This window comes from Chimaeribacter arupi, assembly GCF_002858805.1.
Classification (GTDB): Bacteria; Pseudomonadota; Gammaproteobacteria; order Enterobacterales; family Enterobacteriaceae; genus Chimaeribacter; species Chimaeribacter arupi.
Map to the genome: position 1 here is coordinate 43,538 of NZ_PJZI01000019.1, position 17,257 is coordinate 60,794.

At 58.3% G+C, this 17,257-nt stretch carries 18 protein-coding genes and 3 tRNA genes; 10 read left to right on the forward strand and 11 right to left on the reverse strand.

The annotated features are described in order from the left end of the window. The first annotated feature begins 60 nt into the window (after window positions 1–60). On the forward strand, window positions 61–453 hold the full coding sequence (locus CYR52_RS12445) for a DUF3461 family protein (RefSeq protein WP_072932614.1): 393 nt from the start codon (window positions 61–63) through the stop codon (window positions 451–453). Window positions 454–511: 58 nt separating this feature from the next. Here the strand turns inward: CYR52_RS12445 and CYR52_RS12450 are convergent, their stop codons facing one another. From CYR52_RS12450 to syd, 4 genes are all read right to left on the reverse strand, one after another. Next, window positions 512–961, reverse strand: coding sequence for a flavodoxin (locus CYR52_RS12450; protein ID WP_072932512.1), 450 nt, complete (start codon window positions 959–961; stop codon window positions 512–514). A gap of 27 nt (window positions 962–988) precedes the next feature. After that, on the reverse strand, window positions 989–1,762 hold the full coding sequence (gene truC / locus CYR52_RS12455; RefSeq protein ID WP_072932514.1) for a tRNA pseudouridine(65) synthase TruC: 774 nt from the start codon (window positions 1,760–1,762) through the stop codon (window positions 989–991). Between the two features lies 1 nt (window position 1,763). Further along, window positions 1,764–2,090, reverse strand: a complete 327-nt coding sequence (locus CYR52_RS12460; RefSeq protein WP_072932516.1) for a YqcC family protein — start codon at window positions 2,088–2,090, stop codon at window positions 1,764–1,766. A 694-nt stretch (window positions 2,091–2,784) separates the two neighbouring features. After that, window positions 2,785–3,330: a SecY-interacting protein gene (syd, locus tag CYR52_RS12470; protein ID WP_072932531.1), complete on the reverse strand. Its 546-nt coding sequence runs from the start codon at window positions 3,328–3,330 to the stop codon at window positions 2,785–2,787. A 73-nt stretch (window positions 3,331–3,403) separates the two neighbouring features. Here syd and queF point away from each other — a divergent pair, with 73 nt between their 5' ends. The 3 genes from queF to xni all read left to right on the forward strand — a co-directional run bounded on the left by queF (window position 3,404) and on the right by xni (window position 6,569). Beyond that, a complete protein-coding gene (gene queF / locus CYR52_RS12475; RefSeq protein WP_072932533.1) occupies window positions 3,404–4,249 on the forward strand; it encodes an NADPH-dependent 7-cyano-7-deazaguanine reductase QueF in 846 nt (281 codons plus the stop codon). Between the two features lie 116 nt (window positions 4,250–4,365). Next, window positions 4,366–5,730, forward strand: a complete 1,365-nt coding sequence (ppnN, locus tag CYR52_RS12480; RefSeq protein WP_072932536.1) for a nucleotide 5'-monophosphate nucleosidase PpnN — start codon at window positions 4,366–4,368, stop codon at window positions 5,728–5,730. 86 nt (window positions 5,731–5,816) lie between these two features. Beyond that, window positions 5,817–6,569 carry a flap endonuclease Xni gene (gene xni, locus CYR52_RS12485; RefSeq protein ID WP_072932539.1) on the forward strand — a complete coding sequence of 251 codons (753 nt, stop codon included), beginning with the start codon at window positions 5,817–5,819 and terminating at the stop codon, window positions 6,567–6,569. A gap of 35 nt (window positions 6,570–6,604) precedes the next feature. Here xni and rlmM read toward each other — a convergent pair whose 3' ends face one another. The 4 genes from rlmM to CYR52_RS12505 form a co-directional block, all read right to left on the reverse strand. After that, a complete protein-coding gene (gene rlmM / locus CYR52_RS12490; RefSeq protein WP_072932540.1) occupies window positions 6,605–7,705 on the reverse strand; it encodes a 23S rRNA (cytidine(2498)-2'-O)-methyltransferase RlmM in 1,101 nt (366 codons plus the stop codon). Further along, a complete protein-coding gene (locus CYR52_RS12495) occupies window positions 7,698–8,093 on the reverse strand; it encodes a DUF423 domain-containing protein (protein WP_101828684.1) in 396 nt (131 codons plus the stop codon). Before CYR52_RS12495 ends, rlmM begins: the two co-directional genes overlap by 8 nt. Window positions 8,094–8,168: 75 nt before the next feature. After that, entirely contained in the window at window positions 8,169–9,089 is a 921-nt protein-coding gene (locus tag CYR52_RS12500) for a transcriptional regulator GcvA (RefSeq protein ID WP_072932544.1), read from the reverse strand. Window positions 9,090–9,453: 364 nt separating this feature from the next. Continuing rightward, window positions 9,454–9,675, reverse strand: a complete 222-nt coding sequence (locus CYR52_RS12505) for a YgdI/YgdR family lipoprotein (protein WP_072932547.1) — start codon at window positions 9,673–9,675, stop codon at window positions 9,454–9,456. A 193-nt stretch (window positions 9,676–9,868) separates the two neighbouring features. Here CYR52_RS12505 and csdA point away from each other — a divergent pair, with 193 nt between their 5' ends. Continuing rightward, window positions 9,869–11,074 (forward strand): cysteine desulfurase CsdA, encoded by a 1,206-nt coding sequence (csdA, locus tag CYR52_RS12510; protein ID WP_101828685.1) that lies wholly within the window; start codon window positions 9,869–9,871, stop codon window positions 11,072–11,074. A gap of 22 nt (window positions 11,075–11,096) precedes the next feature. After that, window positions 11,097–11,534, forward strand: a complete 438-nt coding sequence (gene csdE / locus CYR52_RS12515) for a cysteine desulfurase sulfur acceptor subunit CsdE (RefSeq protein WP_101828699.1) — start codon at window positions 11,097–11,099, stop codon at window positions 11,532–11,534. Window positions 11,535–11,539: 5 nt separating this feature from the next. Here the strand turns inward: csdE and tcdA are convergent, their stop codons facing one another. Both tcdA and mltA read right to left on the reverse strand, forming a co-directional pair. Further along, the gene (gene tcdA / locus CYR52_RS12520) at window positions 11,540–12,364 is read right to left on the reverse strand and encodes a tRNA cyclic N6-threonylcarbamoyladenosine(37) synthase TcdA (protein WP_072932551.1); all 825 of its coding nucleotides are present in this window, start codon (window positions 12,362–12,364) and stop codon (window positions 11,540–11,542) included. 83 nt (window positions 12,365–12,447) lie between these two features. Continuing rightward, on the reverse strand, window positions 12,448–13,620 hold the full coding sequence (gene mltA / locus CYR52_RS12525) for a murein transglycosylase A (RefSeq protein WP_072932553.1): 1,173 nt from the start codon (window positions 13,618–13,620) through the stop codon (window positions 12,448–12,450). 206 nt (window positions 13,621–13,826) lie between these two features. On the opposite strand from mltA, the gene CYR52_RS12530 reads away from it, so the two are divergent. The 3 genes from CYR52_RS12530 (at window position 13,827) to CYR52_RS12540 (ending at window position 14,248) form a co-directional block, all read left to right on the forward strand. Next, window positions 13,827–13,903: transfer RNA gene (locus CYR52_RS12530), tRNA-Met, on the forward strand. A 72-nt stretch (window positions 13,904–13,975) separates the two neighbouring features. Continuing rightward, a tRNA-Met gene (locus CYR52_RS12535) sits at window positions 13,976–14,052 on the forward strand. Between the two features lie 119 nt (window positions 14,053–14,171). Beyond that, window positions 14,172–14,248: transfer RNA gene (locus CYR52_RS12540), tRNA-Met, on the forward strand. A gap of 156 nt (window positions 14,249–14,404) precedes the next feature. Here CYR52_RS12540 and amiC read toward each other — a convergent pair. Beyond that, entirely contained in the window at window positions 14,405–15,652 is a 1,248-nt protein-coding gene (gene amiC, locus CYR52_RS12545) for an N-acetylmuramoyl-L-alanine amidase AmiC (protein WP_101828686.1), read from the reverse strand. Between the two features lie 231 nt (window positions 15,653–15,883). On the opposite strand from amiC, the gene argA reads away from it, so the two are divergent. Continuing rightward, window positions 15,884–17,227, forward strand: coding sequence for an amino-acid N-acetyltransferase (gene argA / locus CYR52_RS12550; RefSeq protein ID WP_165698470.1), 1,344 nt, complete (start codon window positions 15,884–15,886; stop codon window positions 17,225–17,227). Window positions 17,228–17,257: the final 30 nt, after the last annotated feature.

A 17,257-nucleotide genomic window follows, 5' to 3' on the forward strand; every position in this document is an offset into this window, starting at 1 on the left:
ATCTTATGCTGCCGGTTTACGCCATACTTCCCACTGGATAATAACCAGAAAGGTGCTGCTATGTATGAAAACCTGAAAAGTTTAGGGATCCCTAATCCGGATGATATTGACCGTTACAGCCTCCGTCAGGAAGCCAATAACGATATCCTCAAAATTTATTTCAGAAAGGATAAGGGTGAATTTTTCGCGAAAAGCGTGAAGTTTAAATACCCGCGCCAGCGCAAAACCGTGGTCGCGGACAATGCCGGCCAGGGGTTCAAAGAGATCCATGAGATCAACCCGAACCTGCGGTATGTGATCGACGAGCTGGACCAGATTTGCCAGCGCGATCAGGTTGAAGTGGATCTGAAACGTAAGATCCTGGATGACCTGCGCCATCTGGAGTCGGTGGTGGCCAACAAAATCGCCGAGATCGAATCCGATCTGGAAAAGCTGACCCGCAACGGCCGTTAGGCCCTGCCCCGGCGAAAAAAAAGCACAGCCTGCGCTGTGCTTTTTTATGCCCGGACGGTCAGCCCAGCAAGGTGCTCCACTGCTGCACCCAGGGGCCGCTGACCACTTCCGGCTCCGGCTGTTCGATAGCATCGATCTCCAGCCGCTCGCCAATCCGGGTCGCCCCCTGCTCCTGCAACAACGCATCAAACGCGCGCCCGCCGCCACAAAAATGGTCATAGCTGCTGTCACCGAGTGCGATCACGCCATAACGCAATTCCGGCTGATAACCCACATGCTCACGGATCGCCTCAAACAGCGGCACAATCGAATCCGGCAGGTTGCCTTGCCCGGTGGTAGAGGTGATCACCAGCGCATAATGCGACCGGTAATATTGCCATGCCTCCAGCGTGCCCTCTTCAAACAGCTTAACCTGATGTCCCTGTTTGGTGAGAATAGCTTCCGCCTCTTCTGCAACCATCAGCGCATTGCCATACACGGTGCCGACAAAAATGCCTACCTGAGCCATGCCGCTCCTCCCTTTTGGGTGATTGAATCAGCCGTTATCCTGACCCGGCTGCGCCGGAAACTCAACCCTTTCCAGCGCCGGGACGCAGCCCTGCCAGCCAAACGCGGTAGTGAGCCGTTGCCAGCGGTTGTCCCAACGGGCGGTCAGTGCCAGCGGTTCGCCGGTCACCGGGTGCGCCAGCGTCATATGGCTGGCATGGAGCATCAGGCCGGGGCAGTCAAAGTGGCCCGCGATACCGCGGTTCTGACGCAGGTCACCATGCGTGGTATCGCCGATAATCGGGTGGCGCAAATGCGCCATATGGCGGCGCAGCTGATGTTTGCGGCCGGTTTCCGGCGTCAGCTCGACCAGACTGAAACGGGACGTCGGGTAGCGCCCGATGGCCAGCGGCACTTCTGCCTGCGCCAGCGCACGATAGTGGCTGATGGCCGGCTGCGGGGCTTTGTCCGGGTTACTGAATTTGTCGGCGATCTTATCCAACTCTTCCGTCAGCGCGTAATCCACCGTGCCATCCTCCAGCACATAGCCGCGCACCACCGCATGGTAGGTTTTCTGCACGTCACGCTGTTCAAACTGCTGGGAGAGCAGGCGCGCCACCTCACTGGAGAGCGCCATCAACAGAATGCCGGACGTCGGGCGATCGAGGCGGTGGACGGTAAACACATGCTGGCCAATCTGATCGCGCAGGGTCTGCATAACAAATACCGTTTCGTGGCGATCAAGCCAGCTGCGGTGCACCAGCCAGCCGGCCGGTTTGTTCACGGCAACCAGATGCGCATCCTGATACAGAATTTCCAGCATCTCAGGCTTCTTGGTTCAGCAGGTCATCGAGACGTTGTAACGCCGCCAGCAACCCGTGCGGCACGCTCTCCTGGCCGGTAAAGGCCATCTCGAAATAGGGGGTCAGGGCAAAGCGGGTCGGCAGCGCGGCCTGTTGCGCCAGCAGGGCCTGCATCCGCGGCAGGAACACCCATTGCAGCCACTGTTCGGCGCGCATGGTGTCCACGCTGAACGGCTCGGTGCTGTTAAACGCAGCCGCGTCAGGCGGTGCGGCCTGCCACAATCCGGCGGCTTTCATCGTCTGCTCAATCTCCAGCAGACGCTGTTGAACCTGGTTTTCTGTACTCATGGTTTCTCTCAGCTTTTACGTATTCAGCTTGCACAATCATCATCCGGTCGCCGGGTATCCGGCCGGGCCGGGAGAGCATACCATCAATTATCCGCCCCTCAAGGGCACAAAAAAATGGGGGTACTGTAAAAACAGTACCCCCGGTTCGTTTTGCAGCGCTCCCGCTACCTGTGTGCTCCCTGCTCAATCCTTGAAAACTTTTCCAACGGTTATCCTAACCTGCTGTCCTTGTCTGACGTCCCTCTTTCATCCTGACGTGTCATCCTGCACCCTGCCGGTGCGCACTCCTTTAGTCTTCCTGACCCACCTGTCTGCTCCGTGGACAAGCTCTCATTCTCCATCCTGGAGGTGTCCCTTACTTCTTCCTGAAGCCTCCTGAGCATCTTCCTGATACTCTCCTGCATTCGTCCTGAATGCTCTCCTGCTGAAGCGGGTATCATCCTGATTATCCTGCTTCACCGCGTTCCCTCGTGGTGGTAATACAATCGCTTATTTGCCTTAGTGCCGCAAGGCACTGTAAGTAAAACCCGTAACATGAACCTGCAACGCTTACCCTGACTTACCCAACAATTATTTGAATTATAATGATTTTTATTTAAGCGACAGATAATAACACATGAAATTAAAAGCGATGTCTTACAGCCCGTGTGAGAGATCTCTTACACGGGCATTGGGCAGAAGCGTAAGGCTCTTCTTACGCGGCCACCGGCTGAAGCTGGTTCAGGAAGGCCGGCAGGCTGGGCGCCAGCACCGTACGGCGTGCCGTCCCGAAGGATTCCAGCACCACATTCCCGGTCAGGTTACAGAGTGACACCATCAGCATCTCGGAATCCGTGGTGCCGATAAACAGCGTGGGTGACAGCTTCAGCCGTTTTTGCGTCACCAGATGGCCGATCAGGTTCTCCTGTAACCGGGTGAAATCCTCCTCACTCCAGACCTGCAACAGCGTCAGCGCCTGGCCGTCAAAGGTGGCGGTCATGTCCCCGGCATATTGGCTGGTGTAGAAAGCGTGGATCTCGTCGCGTAACTGAATGTCCAGCGCCCGCTCAACATTCGCCAGCGTGGCCGGCGGGCTGAAAGGCTGCGCCTGCCAGTACACCGCCTCATCGCTGCTGCGTAATACGCAGGGGGAAGGCACGCCCAGCAATGCCTCACTGGCGGGTGCAAAACCGGTCTGTGCCTGCCAGTGTGCTTCGTAACGCTGGGTGAAGGCCGACAGCGCCTCAACGGTATCTTTCATATTTTCTCTCATCTCTTGGGCAGGGTACGGTAAACTGGGCACTATTGTACCTATCCCGACGTAAGGTGACAGCATGTCCTCCTATCAGGAGCATCAGGCTCTGCAAAAACTGACCCTGGGGAAACCCACCGCTTATCAGGATCACTACGACGCCACACTGCTGCAGGCGGTGCCGCGCAGCATGAACCGTGAACCCCTGGGGCTCTACCCGGATAACCTGCCGTTCCACGGCGCGGATATCTGGACGCTGTATGAACTCTCCTGGCTGAATGCCAAAGGCCTGCCGCAGGTGGCCGTGGGTGATGTCCGGCTCAATGCCGCCAGCCTCAACCTGGTGGAGTCAAAAAGCTTCAAGCTTTACCTTAACAGCTTCAACCAGACTCGCTTTGCGAGCTGGGACGAGGTGCAGGCGACGCTGCAACGTGACCTCACTGCCTGTGCCCAGGGCGACGTGCAGGTGACGCTGTTCCGCCTGGATGAGGTGGAAGGCCAGCCGATCAGCCGCTTTGAAGGCGAATGCATCGACGATCAAGAGATTGAGATCGACAACTACCAGTTCAGCACCGACGTGCTGGCGCAGGCAACATGCGGCGAACCGGTGGAAGAGACCCTGGTCAGCCACCTGTTGAAATCCAACTGCCTGATCACCCACCAGCCGGACTGGGGCTCAGTGCAGATCCACTATCGCGGCAACCGCATCGATCGCGAGGCACTGCTGCGGTATCTGGTCTCTTTCCGCCATCACAATGAGTTCCACGAACAGTGTGTTGAGCGTATTTTCAACGATCTGATGCACTTTTTCCGCCCGGAAAAACTGGCAGTTTATGCCCGATATACCCGTCGTGGTGGTTTAGACATCAATCCTTGGCGGGCGAATTTCAATTTTGACCCGGCTGCCGGGCGTCTGGTGCGGCAATAATTGCGAGACGCCGCTCAACAAACAACCGAACACTAATCAGGCATTGGTAAAAAGCCAGGGGCATCGTTAAGGTTAAAGAAATAACAACGGCATCACACAGGATGTAAGGAGCAATTTTGATTACTCATATCAGCCCGCTTGGCTCTATGGATCTGTTGTCACAACTGGAAGTCGATATGCTGAAACGGACGGCCAGCAGCGACTTATACCGTCTTTTCCGTAACTGTTCCCTGGCTGTGCTGAACAGCGGCAGCCAGACCGATAACAGCAAGCAATTGCTGGATCGTTTTCAAGACTTTGATATCAACGTGCTGCGCCGTGAGCGCGGGGTAAAACTCGAGCTGGTTAACCCGCCGGAAGAGGCCTTTGTCGACGGGAAGATTATCCGTTCGCTGCAAGCCAACCTGTTTGCCGTGCTGCGCGATATTCTGTTTGTGAATGCGCAAATGACCAGCGCCGGGCGTCTCCAGCATCTTGACCTGGAAAACCCGGCGCACCTCACCAACCTGGTGTTCTCTATCCTGCGCAATGCGCGCACGCTCCATCTGGATGAAGACCCAAACCTGGTGGTGTGCTGGGGCGGCCACTCGATTAACGAAACCGAATACCTCTATGCCCGCCGCGTCGGCAGTGAGCTGGGCCTGCGTGAGCTGAATATCTGCACCGGCTGCGGGCCGGGGGCCATGGAAGCGCCGATGAAAGGCGCGGCCGTGGGCCATGCACAACAGCGCTACAAAGGCGGGCGTTTCATCGGCATGACGGAGCCGTCAATCATTGCCGCCGAACCGCCTAACCCGCTGGTGAACGAGCTTATCATCATGCCGGACATCGAAAAGCGCCTGGAAGCGTTTGTGCGTATCGCCCACGGCATCGTCATCTTCCCCGGCGGCGTCGGCACCGCCGAGGAGCTGCTCTACCTGCTGGGGATCCTGATGAACCCGGAGAACCAGGATCAGGTCTTGCCGCTGATCCTCACCGGGCCGAAAGAGAGTGCCGACTACTTCCGCGTGCTGGATGAATTCATCTTTAACACGCTGGGCGAAGAGGCGCGCCGCCACTACACCATCATCATTGATGATCCGGCTGAAGTAGCACGCCAGATGAAAAAAGCGATGCCGCTGGTGAAAGAGAACCGCCGCGCCACCGGTGATGCCTACAGCTTTAACTGGTCAATCCGTATTGAGCCGGATCTGCAACTGCCGTTCCTGCCGACCCATGAAAACATGGCCGGCCTGAACCTCTACCCTGACCAACCGGCCCAGGAGCTGGCGGCCTCACTGCGCCGGGCGTTCTCCGGCATCGTGACCGGTAACGTCAAAGAGTTCGGAATCCAGGCGATTGAGACCTTCGGCCCTTATAAACTGCATGGCGATCCGCAACTGATGAAGCAGATGGACAGCCTGTTGCAAGGGTTTGTGGCCCAGCACCGCATGAAACTGCCCGGCACGGCTTACATTCCCTGCTATGAGATCTGTGCCTGATCCCCTCCCCCGGCGCGGCTTCCGCGGCGTCGTTTTTTCTTTTCCGCCGGGCTGCCCGGCGGAGTTTTACACCAGGTCTGCCCGCCATGATCCATCTTTTAATTATTGATGCCCTTAACCTTATCCGGCGCATCCATGCGGTACAGGGCTCACCCTGTCAGGATGCCTGCCGCCACGCCCTCAGCCAGATCTGCCAACATGCGCAGCCCACCCATGCGGTGGCCGTGTTCGACGAGGATGACCGCGCAGACAGCTGGCGTCACCGCTGCCTGCCGGAGTACAAAGCCGGGCGCAACCCGATGCCGGAAAACCTGCAACAGGAGTTGCCTCTGCTGCGTGCAGCCTTTGAGGCTGCGGGCATCGCCTGCTGGCAATCGCCCGGCCATGAGGCGGATGACATCGCCGCTACCCTGGCGGTAAAAGTGGCCGGTGCCGGGCATCAGGTGACGATTGTGTCCACCGACAAAGGCTATTGCCAGCTGCTGGCCCCCCAGGTGCAGATCCGCGACTACTTCCAGAAACGCTGGCTGGATCTGCCGTTTGTGATGCAGGAATTTGGCGTCACCCCGTCCCAGCTGCCTGACTTCTGGGGCCTGGCCGGCATCAGCAGCAGCAAAATCCCCGGCGTCAGTGGTGTTGGGCCGAAAACGGCTGTCACCCTGCTGCAACAGGCGGGGTCGCTGGAGGCGCTTTACGATAATCTGGAGGCAGTGCCGGAGAAGTGGCGGGCAAAACTGGTACAGCACCGGGACGCGGCGTTTGCCAGCAAACAGGTAGCGACCCTCTGCACCGATGTGCCGCTGCATGGCAATCTGCAACAGCTCAGGTTACCGGCGTAAAAAAGAGAACGGCACGCTGTGCGTGCCGTTCTGGATTAACGCTCGTCGCGACGGCCGGGGACGGCCGACCACATCCGGCGCACATGCACCGTCACTTCTTCACGGTCGTGATAGAGCTGTTTGGCGTGAATCTCGGAGTTGATACCGTTCTCATCAAGCTGCTCCTTGATCGCCTGGAGATTCTGGCTCACCTCTTCGTAGCGCTTTTTCATCGGCAGCTTCAGGTTGAAGATCGCCTCGCGGCACCAGCCTTTGACCAGCCAGTCCGTCATCAGCTGCGCCACTTTCGCCGGTTTTTCTACCATGTCGCACACCAGCCAGTAGATGTTGTTGCGCGGCGGCTCAAAGCGGAAACCGTCCGCTTTATAGTGCGTAACCTGCCCGGTTTCCATCAGGCTTGGCGCCATCGGGCCGTTATCCACGGCGTGTACCATCATGCTGCGCTGCACCAGTTGGTAAGTCCAGCCACCGGGGCAGGCCCCGAGATCCACCGCATGCATCCCGCTCGCCAGGCGCTCGTCCCATTCGTCTGCCGGAATAAAGACGTGGAACGCCTCTTCCAGTTTCAGGGTGGAGCGGCTCGGCGCATCTGACGGGAATTTCAGGCGCGGGATGCCCATATAGAACGGGGAGTTGTTATTGCTGTAGGAGTAACCGACATAACAGCACCCAGGGGCGATAAAGAAGACGTGCACCACCGGGCGGTGCGGGTTTTCACGCTGCGCCATCACATTTTGCTCACGCATCCCGGCGCGCAACGGTACCGTGAGTTTGCGGCAGAATTTGGTCAGCTCTTTGGCGTCGTTAGTGTCCGGCACTTCCACGCGCAGCTCGCCGGCGCCCTGCACCACGCCGACCAGCATCCCGACAATCGGCGATACGCGGTCATCCACCGGCAGATCCTTCAGCAGCTCCCCGACCACCAGCATCTGGCGGGCGAAAATCAGCTCGCGGAACGGCAGCTCGCGCGCCAGTTTATCGGCCTCTTCCGGCTGGTAGCACTCAAACAGCACATAACCGCTGTTCTCTTTGACCCTGGCAAAACCGAACACCTCGCGGGCGGCCGCTTTCTCCGTAATTTCTGCCGCGCACTCTTTCTCAAAACCGGGGCGACAATACAACGCTAACTTATTCATGGCGATCTGCCTTTCTCTTAAGACGCAACGCGCCAATCAACATCAAAACCCAGCCCGCCAGGAAGCAGAAGCCCCCAACCGGCGTAACGAATACCCACATACGCAGCTGTGACAGCGCCAGGCAGTAAAGGCTACCGCTGAACAGCACCGTCCCCAGCGCCAGCAACGCCCCGCTCCAGTAAAACCACAGGCTGGCACGGCGCTGCATCGCCAGGGAGAGGCCCATAATGGCAAGGGTATGGAAACCCTGATAATTCAGGCCGGTCTGGATCCAGCCCATCTCTTTTGTGCCCAGTGAGGCGCTCAGCACATGGGCGCCGAATGCGCCCAGCGCCACAAAAACAAAGCCGCTGATGGCGGCAAAAATCAGCATGAAACGGCTGCTCATGGTATGACCCATCTTTCTTTAAAAACGGCGTATGAAAGTAAAACCCAAAAAGCCTGTGTCAGGAACGACGCGCACTTAATGTTCGTATCGGAAACGGAATTTTTCCTGTTCGCTGGCCGCGCGGGCCAGGATCCATTGCCGGAAGGCGGCTATTTTACCGAGTTCTGCCTGACTGTCATGACATACCAGATAAAAAGCGTTTTTACTTACCAGCACGTCATTAAACGGGCAGACCAGGCGACCGGCCTCAATCTCCATCTGCGTCATGACATTATTGACCAGCGCGACCCCCTGGCCATGCACGGCCGCCTGCACCACCATCGCGCTGTGGCTGAAAATCGGCCCTTGCTGCACATTAATGTGCGACAACCCCAATTGACGGGTATAGGCCAGCCAGTCACGGCGTGAGGAGTCATGCAGCAGGGTATGGTAAGCCAGATCGGCCGGGGTTTTCAGCGGGTGGTCGCCGGTGGTCAGCAACAGCGGTGAACAGGCCGGCAGCAGGTATTCGGCGTAGAGCCGCTCTGCGCGCAGCCCCGGCCAGTTGCCGCGGCCATAAAAAATCGCCACATCCACGTCATCCGCCAGCTTGTCCTCTTCGCGGTCAACCGCCTGGATACGCACATCAATGCCGGGATAGGCCGAGTTGAAGCCGGAAAGGCGCGGCACCAGCCATTGGATGGCAAAGCTCGGCGGCAGGCTGACGGTGAGTGCGCCTTTGGCGCTGCGGGCCTGCAATTTGCGGGTGGCGTCATTTAATGCCGTAAATATCTCTTTAATGTCAAGGTAATAACTCTGGCCCTCTTCCGTCAGCAGCAGGGACCGGTTGCGGCGGCGGAACAATTTAAGGCCGAGAAAATCTTCCAATGATTTGATTTGGTGACTGACGGCTGCCTGGGTAACGAACAGTTCCTCAGCCGCTTTGGTAAAGCTCAGATGGCGGGCAGCCGCATCAAATACCCGCAGGGCATTGAGCGGGGGGAGTCGTTTTGACATGGTAAACAGCTTATGAGTTGACGTGTGATTACAACAAATAATTTTTAGTTACTTATTAGATTTTTTTATCCGAGCCATTATAAATTGTCCGTTGAGGATGCGCCAGCAAATACCTATAGTGGCGGCACTTCCCGGGCCGGAACGAAAAGTTGATGGGTATGAGGATACCGAGAGGCTTTTGGCTTGTGGTTGTGATGTTGTGTTTGCAAGTTGTCTGGCACTCCAGACGCAGTAGCAGAAGCTACTCTTTTTCACTTCCTGTACATTTACCCTGTCTGTCCATAGTGATTTATGCAGCACCGCACTTTGCGGTGCTTTTTTTTTGCGTGTGGCGGAGCTGTGCGCCCCGCCGGCAAAGGGCCTGTTACTCCCCTTTCACCATCTCTTTCACGTCTGCACGGTTGATCTGCTGTTCATTGCCATAGGCGTCTTTGTAGCTGATCATCCCGGTATCATCATCAACCTGAGGTTTCCCTTCAGACACGATGGTACGGCCATCATTGGTGTGCATCACATAGTTGCTGGAACAGGCAGCCAACGTACAGGTCAACATTACGGCAGAAACCACTGCTGCTAACTTTTTCATCATGAACTCCTTGTAGAGAGATGTTTTCTCGAATTGTTGCTGTTATCAGGCGAAAAATTTTTTAGCCCGTTATAAATCAGCATAACAAAGTTCCGAGAGTTTGCCAGAAAAGTGCCCCCCGCCCCCACCCGGCCTTGTGCCGCCGCGTTAAATCGGCGAGGATCGGTGCCAGTAATCAGGAGAGCGCAATTCCATGACCCCGTTTGATGCGGCCGGCTTCCGCCGCCACTTCCCCGCGCTGGCCCACGCCGGCGTCTATCTCGACAGTGCTGCCACGGCGCTGAAGCCGCAGGCGATGATTGACGCCACCACGGCGTTTTATCAGCAGAGCGGCGTCACGGTGCACCGCAGCCAGCACGCGCAGGCACAGGCCCTGACCCGGCACTATGAGTCAGCGCGTGAACAGGTCGCCGCCCTGATTAATGCCGCGCACCCGCAGGAAATTGTCTGGACGCGCGGTGCCACGGAAGCGCTGAACCTGGTGGCGCAGGGCTATTTCCGCCCGCGGCTCCAGCCCGGTGATGAGTTGCTGGTGAGCCAGGCGGAGCATCACGCCAACCTGCTGCCTTGGCTGATGCTGGCCGAGCAGACCGGCGCGGTGGTGGTGCCGCTGCCGCTCGATCAGCACCAGATCCCGGACATCGACGCATTAGCTGAGCTATTGCGTCCGCGCACACGGTTGCTTGCCCTGGGGCAGATGTCCAACGTCACCGGCGGTTGCCCGGATCTGGCGCGCGCCATCGCCCTGGCCCATGCCAATAACACCCTGGTAGTGGTGGACGGCGCACAGGGCGCAGTGCATAACCCGCCGGACGTCCAGGCACTGGGCATTGATTTTTACGCCTTTTCTGCCCATAAGCTCTATGGCCCGACCGGCATCGGCATGTTGTACGGCAACCTGGCGCACCTTAACGAGATGGCGGCCTGGCAAGGCGGCGGCAAGATGATTAGCCAGGTCTCTTTCTCCGGTTACACCCCGCAGCCGGTGCCGCACCGTTTTGAAGCCGGCACGCCTAACATTGCCGGGGTGATCGGTTTATCCGCCACGCTGGACTGGCTGGCCGGGCAGGATCTGGCGGCGGCAGAAGCGTACAGCCGCGGGCTGGCGCGTGATGCAGAACAGCAACTGGCCGCGATCCCCGGCTTCCGCAGTTTCCGCCGCTCTGACGCCAGTTTGCTGGCGTTCGATTTTACCGACGTGCATCACAGCGATATGATCACCCTGCTGGCCGAACAGGGCATCGCCCTGCGCGCGGGCCAGCACTGCGCGCAGCCGCTGATGGCGCAACTGGGCGTTTCAGGCACCCTGCGCGCCTCTTTTGCCCCCTATAACACCCCGCAGGATGTCGGTGCGCTGGTCGCCGCCGTGCATCAGGCACGCGCCATGCTGCTGGATTAAGTTGACCGGAGTTAACCTTATGATGCTTGCCCCCCACCCGTTCGGCCACGCGCTCACCCTGGAGGCCCTGACCGCAACCTTTACCGGTTTCAGCCAGTGGGAAGATCGTTACCGCCAGCTGATCCAGCTCGCACGGCAATTGCCGCCGCTGGATGAGGCGCTGAAGACGCCGGAACGTGAACTGAGCGGGTGTGAAAACCGCGTCTGGCTCGGTTACCAGCGCAATGAAGACGGCACGCTGCACTTTTATGGCGACAGCGAAGGCCGGATTGTGAAAGGCTTGCTGGCGGTTATCCTTACCGTCATTGAAGGGAAAACGCCGGCAGCGTTACAGCAGCTGGATCTGCTGGCGCTGTTTGATACCCTGGGCCTGCGCCAGCAGCTCAGCGCCACCCGTGCCGGCGGGTTGCAGGCACTGGCAGACGCCGTGGCCCGCATCGCCGCCGCTGAGGGCGGCTGACGCCGTTATGCCTGTGCCGCCTGGCGTTCTGCTTTGGCGACCATTTTCTTCAACGCATGGGACACCGCCACAAAACCAAAGGTGGCGGTGACCATCGTGGCCGCGCCAAACCCGGCGGCGCAATCCATCCGCTTCGGCCCTTCGGCGGTGCTGCGGGACGCGCAGACTGAGCCGTCCGGCTGCGGGTAGACCAGCGGTTCGCTGGAGAAGACGCAGTCAATCCCTAGTTTCCCTTTGCTGTTTTTCACCACGTTAAAATCACTCTTCAGCCGTTCACGCAGTTTGGCCGCCAGCGGGTCCTGGATGGTTTTCGCCAGATCGGTAACCTCAATCCGCGTCGGGTCAATCTGCCCGCCCGCCCCGCCGGTGGTCACCACCGGGATTTTGAAACGGCGGCAGTAAGCCAGCAGCGCCGCTTTCGGCCGCACGCTGTCGATGGCGTCAATCACATAGCTGAAGTTGTTATCCAGCAGCGCCGCCACATTCTCCGGCGTGATGAAATCATCGATGCAGGTGACGCGGCACTCCGGGTTAATCGCCAGAATGCGCTGGGCCATCACCTCGGTTTTCGCCTGGCCGACACTCTGTTTCAGCGCGTGGATCTGGCGGTTGGTATTGGTGACACAGACATCGTCCATGTCGATAAGCGTAATCGCGCCGATGCCGGTACGCGCCAGTGCCTCGGCCGCCCAGGAGCCGACGCCGCCGATGCCAATCACGCAGACGTGCGCCGCCGCGAACACCGACAGCGCCGACTGGCCATACAGCCGGGCCGTGCCGCCGAAACGTTGCAGATAAGCGTCAGAATAGGCTGCTGTTGTCACGTTCATTACCTCAACACTGTAACCGGGATGCCCGGCGAAAAATAAAAAAGCAGCCCGCAGGCCGCTTCTGTTGCTGCCCGGTGGCGGAATTACTGCGGGTTGTTCACCAGCAGGGTGCCGCCTTGTGAACCGCTGTTCAGCACCGGTTTGGCCTGGCTCTGGTAGGCCGTGAACAGCGGGCCGCCGCTCTGTTTGGATTTCAGCACCCAGACCCGGCCATAGTGGTTGTAATAACCGGCCGCGTGGCCCGCTTCCGGGCCGATGCCCTGATAGATGTCGAAATGCTGGCCTTTAATCGCCCCGCCGACATCCAATGCCACCATTAGCCGCATATGGTACTTGCCGGTAAATTTGCCGTTATTGTCCAGCTCCGGCACTTCTGCCAGCAGCGTGGTGCCGGCCGGGATCAGCGAACGATCCGAGGCCACCGAGGCTTTGGCAATCAGCGGTACGGCGCTTGCCCCTTTCACCGGCGCAAACATCTCCGGCTTAAAGAACACAAAGGAAGGGTTCTGTTCCAGCAGCTCACGCACTTCTGCCGGGGAGTGGCTGTCCGCCCACTGGCGGATCGCCTGCATCGACATATCTTCGCGCGCCACTTCACCGCGATCAATCAGCACTTTACCAATGCTGCGATAGGCGTGGCCGTTCTTGCCGCCGTAGCCAAAGAACATCAGCGGGCGACCGTCGCCGAAATCCACATACCCGCTGCCCTGCACTTCCATCATGAAGTTATCCATCAGGGAGTTGGTGTAAGCCACTGCGTAACGCTCATCCAGCGCCCCGCTGTAAATCGCGGCGCGATCCGGCAGGCGGCGTTTGCCTTTTGGCGGCATCCGGTAGAGCGGGTAACGGAATTCGCCCTGCGGGGTATAGCGCGCCTGCACCACCGGCGTGTAGTAGCCGGTAAACTGCACATTGCCGAAGTTGTCCACGCCCTCCATCTGGTAGGCGCTCAGCCCGTACTGGCTGAGGGTACGGGTATCGCCCCCGGCGCGGATCCACTGCTGCACATTCTGATAAGTCGGGCTGTTGCGGCTGAACAGGCCCGGTGAGGCGTACTGGATTTCCTGCAGCTGATCGGCATAATCCTTGGCATTGACCGGCTTCCCTTTGGCATTCGGCTCATTAACCAGCGCCAGCGACTGTTCCAGACGCCCATCTTTATACTGCTGCCCACGATCGGTGGGCCGGGAAGAACACCCGGCCAGGATAGCGATTACCACGCCGCTGACGATATATTTGCCTAACGATCCTTTCATTGCCTGCACTCTTTACCGGATTTTCACCCGCGCACGATAACAAACGCCCATAGAGAAAGGAATTCTCCCTGCCAAAAAAGGCAGCCGCCATCGGGAAAAAACAGGCAAAAAAGCGTCATTTCGTTTAAAAAACCTGCGCCTAATGCATTAAATGTAAAAACAACTTGCAGCAAATCTCATGGCCGGTATAGTGCGCATCCATCGGACGCGGGGTGGAGCAGCCTGGTAGCTCGTCGGGCTCATAACCCGAAGGTCGTCGGTTCAAATCCGGCCCCCGCAACCAATTCGATGCTGTACCAGCAGCAAAAAACGTCGGATGGTTCGATAAGCAGTAAAGAAGTAAAGATGTTACGGACGCGGGGTGGAGCAGCCTGGTAGCTCGTCGGGCTCATAACCCGAAGGTCGTCGGTTCGAATCCGGCCCCCGCAACCAATTCGGTGCTGTACCAGCAGCTGAAAATCCGCATTGCACGTAACAGCGGCCTGGCGTACAATCAGGACGTTAGCGTTAAAAAAGTAAGTATGGTTGTAAAAAATAAGCAGTAAGACGGACGCGGGGTGGAGCAGCCTGGTAGCTCGTCGGGCTCATAACCCGAAGGTCGTCGGTTCGAATCCGGCCCCCGCAACCACTTACATGACATCAGACACCCTTCAGGGTGTTTTTTTGTTTCTGCCGTCTGGACTTCTTTTCCCCTCTCCTTTTTGTCTTTTCCCCTGCCCGGTTTATTGCGCGCCACCCGGCGGGCAGCGCGGCATCATCCTGTTCTTACTCTTCTTCTCACAACTTACCGCCGCACCAGTCCGCCTTTGGCGAAATAGGACGTGATCCCGGCCAGAATCGACTCCGCCACCTGCTGCTGAAAGCGGCTGGTACGCAGCTTGCGCTCCTCTTTCACATTACTGATAAACGCCGTTTCCACCAGAATCGACGGAATATCAGGCGCTTTCAATACCGCAAACCCCGCCTGATCGACATGGTTCTTATGCAGGTGATTCACTTTTCCCATCCGTGCCAGCACCTCTTTGCCGAATTTCAGGCTGTCATTGATGGTGGCCGTCTGCACCAGATCAAACATCGTATGGTCGAGATAACGGTCGCCGCTTTTCCCTACGCCACCAATGTTATCCGCCTCATTCTGCGTTTGCGCCAGGTAACGTGCGGCGGCGCTGGTCGCGCCTTTGGTAGACAACGCAAACACCGAGGAGCCACGTGCCGCCCGGTTGGTAAAGGCATCTGCATGAATCGACACAAACAGGTCAGCGTGCTGTTTGCGCGCCTTCGCCACCCGCACCCGCAACGGGATAAAGACATCTTCGTTGCGCGTCATATAGGCTTTCATGTTCGGTTGCTTGTCGATCAGCTTTTTCAGCCGCCGGGCAATCAGCAGCACAATGTCTTTTTCACGCGTCTTATATTTCCCGACGGCCCCCGAGTCTTCGCCGCCGTGGCCGGGGTCCAGCATGATGATAATCGGCCGGTCGTGGCCGGCATTGCCGCGTCTGGGCGTCGTCGCCGGCAGCGAGCGTTCCAGATCGCCTTTGTTGTAATCTTCCAGCAGCGCCAGCAACGGATCGGAAGGCTCCCCTGCCCGGCCGCTGGCCGGATAGAGATCCACCACCAGCCGGTTTTTAAATTCTGACACCGGCCCGAGGGTAAACAGGTGCGGCGTGCTGTTTTGTTTCAGCTCCAGCACCACCCGCACGGTATCTTTCGTAAATTGCCCGACGCGGGCCTGCTTCAGGTAAGGATCGTTGGTGCGCACCTGTTTGCCGATGCCTTTCAGCACACTGTTGAGGTGAACACCTTCAATGTCGATCACCACGCGCTCCGGGTGGCTGAGTGCAAACTGCTTATACTTAAGCGGCGTGGAGGATTCGATGGTCACGCGGGTGTAGGGCGTTGAAGGCCAGACACGTACGGCAATCACGTGTGCGGCGGCGGCAAACCCGACCTGGCTGACGCTGAGCAACCAGGTGGCGGCGGCGGCCTGCACCAGACGGCGGCGGCCCAGATTAGGAGGGTTATCGTTCATGCGGCTCCGGGAAAATGAAAAGCGATGAAAAGGCATCGCTAAAGCGGGCTAAACGTCAAAAACTTTAACGAATCAGCCGCTTCCTGTCACCCTTAAAGCCGCCCACCGGCTAAAAAGCCCAATCTTCTGATAAGCACTAACCCCCTGTTAACCTCCTGATAACTTTTCTTGGTGATTTCCTGCTTGCGATCTCGGCAATAAAGAATAAAAATACAGAAATTACGAATAATCATGCAAGAGGCGAAGCCCGTGAAGGAACGTAGTACAGAGCTGGTTCAAGGATTCCGTCACTCAGTCCCCTATATCAATGCCCACCGCGGCAAGACATTTGTGATCATGCTGGGCGGGGAGGCCATCGAGCATGAGAACTTCTCCAACATCGTTAACGATATCGGTCTGTTGCATAGTTTGGGCATTCGGCTGGTGGTGGTGTATGGCGCCCGCCCGCAGATTGACGCCAACCTGGCGCAGCACCATTGCGAGCCGGTATACCACAAACACACCCGGGTAACGGATGCCAAAACCCTGGAGCTGGTGAAACAGGCTGCCGGTTTGCTGCAACTCGACATCACTGCCCGCCTCTCGATGAGCCTGAATAACACGCCATTGCAGGGCGCGCACATCAACGTGGTGAGCGGTAACTTCATCATCGCCCAGCCGTTGGGTGTGGATGACGGCGTGGACTACTGCCACAGCGGCCGTATCCGCCGTATTGATGAAGAGGCGATCCACCGCCAGCTCGACAGCGGTGCCATTGTGCTGATGGGGCCGGTGGCGGTCTCCGTGACCGGGGAGAGCTTCAACCTCACCTCAGAAGAGGTCGCGACCCAACTGGCGATCAAACTCAAAGCGGAGAAGATGATTGGCTTCTGTTCTTCGCAAGGGGTGACGGACAGCGAAGGCAATGTGATTTCCGAGCTGTTCCCGAATGACGCCCAGCAGCGCATCGACGCGCTGGAGCAGACCGGTGATTACTACTCCGGCACTGTGCGGTTCCTGCGTGGGGCGGTCAAAGCCTGCCGCAGCGGCGTGCGCCGCAGCCACCTGATCAGCTATCTCGAGGATGGGGCGCTGGTGCAGGAGCTGTTCTCGCGTGACGGTATCGGTACGCAGATCGTGATGGAGAGTGCCGAGCAGGTACGCCGCGCCACCATTAATGACATCGGCGGCATTCTGGAGCTGATCCGCCCGCTGGAGCAACAGGGGATTCTGGTGCGCCGCTCCCGTGAGCAACTGGAGATGGAGATCGACAAGTTCACTATCATCGAGCGCGACAACCTGACCATTGCCTGTGCGGCGCTCTACCCCTTCCCGGAAGAGAAGATTGGTGAAATGGCCTGTGTGGCCGTGCACCCTGACTACCGCAGCTCCTCACGCGGTGAGATGTTGCTGCACCGGGTGGCGAGCCAGGCGCGCCAGCTGGGGCTGGAGAAGCTGTTTGTGCTGACCACCCGCAGCATCCACTGGTTCCAGGAGCGCGGCTTCCAGCCGGCGGATGTCGAGGTGTTGCCGATGCAGAAACAGGCACTCTATAACTACCAGCGCCGCTCCAAGATCCTGCTGGCCGATCTGTAACGCCGGCTTTTCCTGCCTGCCCACGCCGAC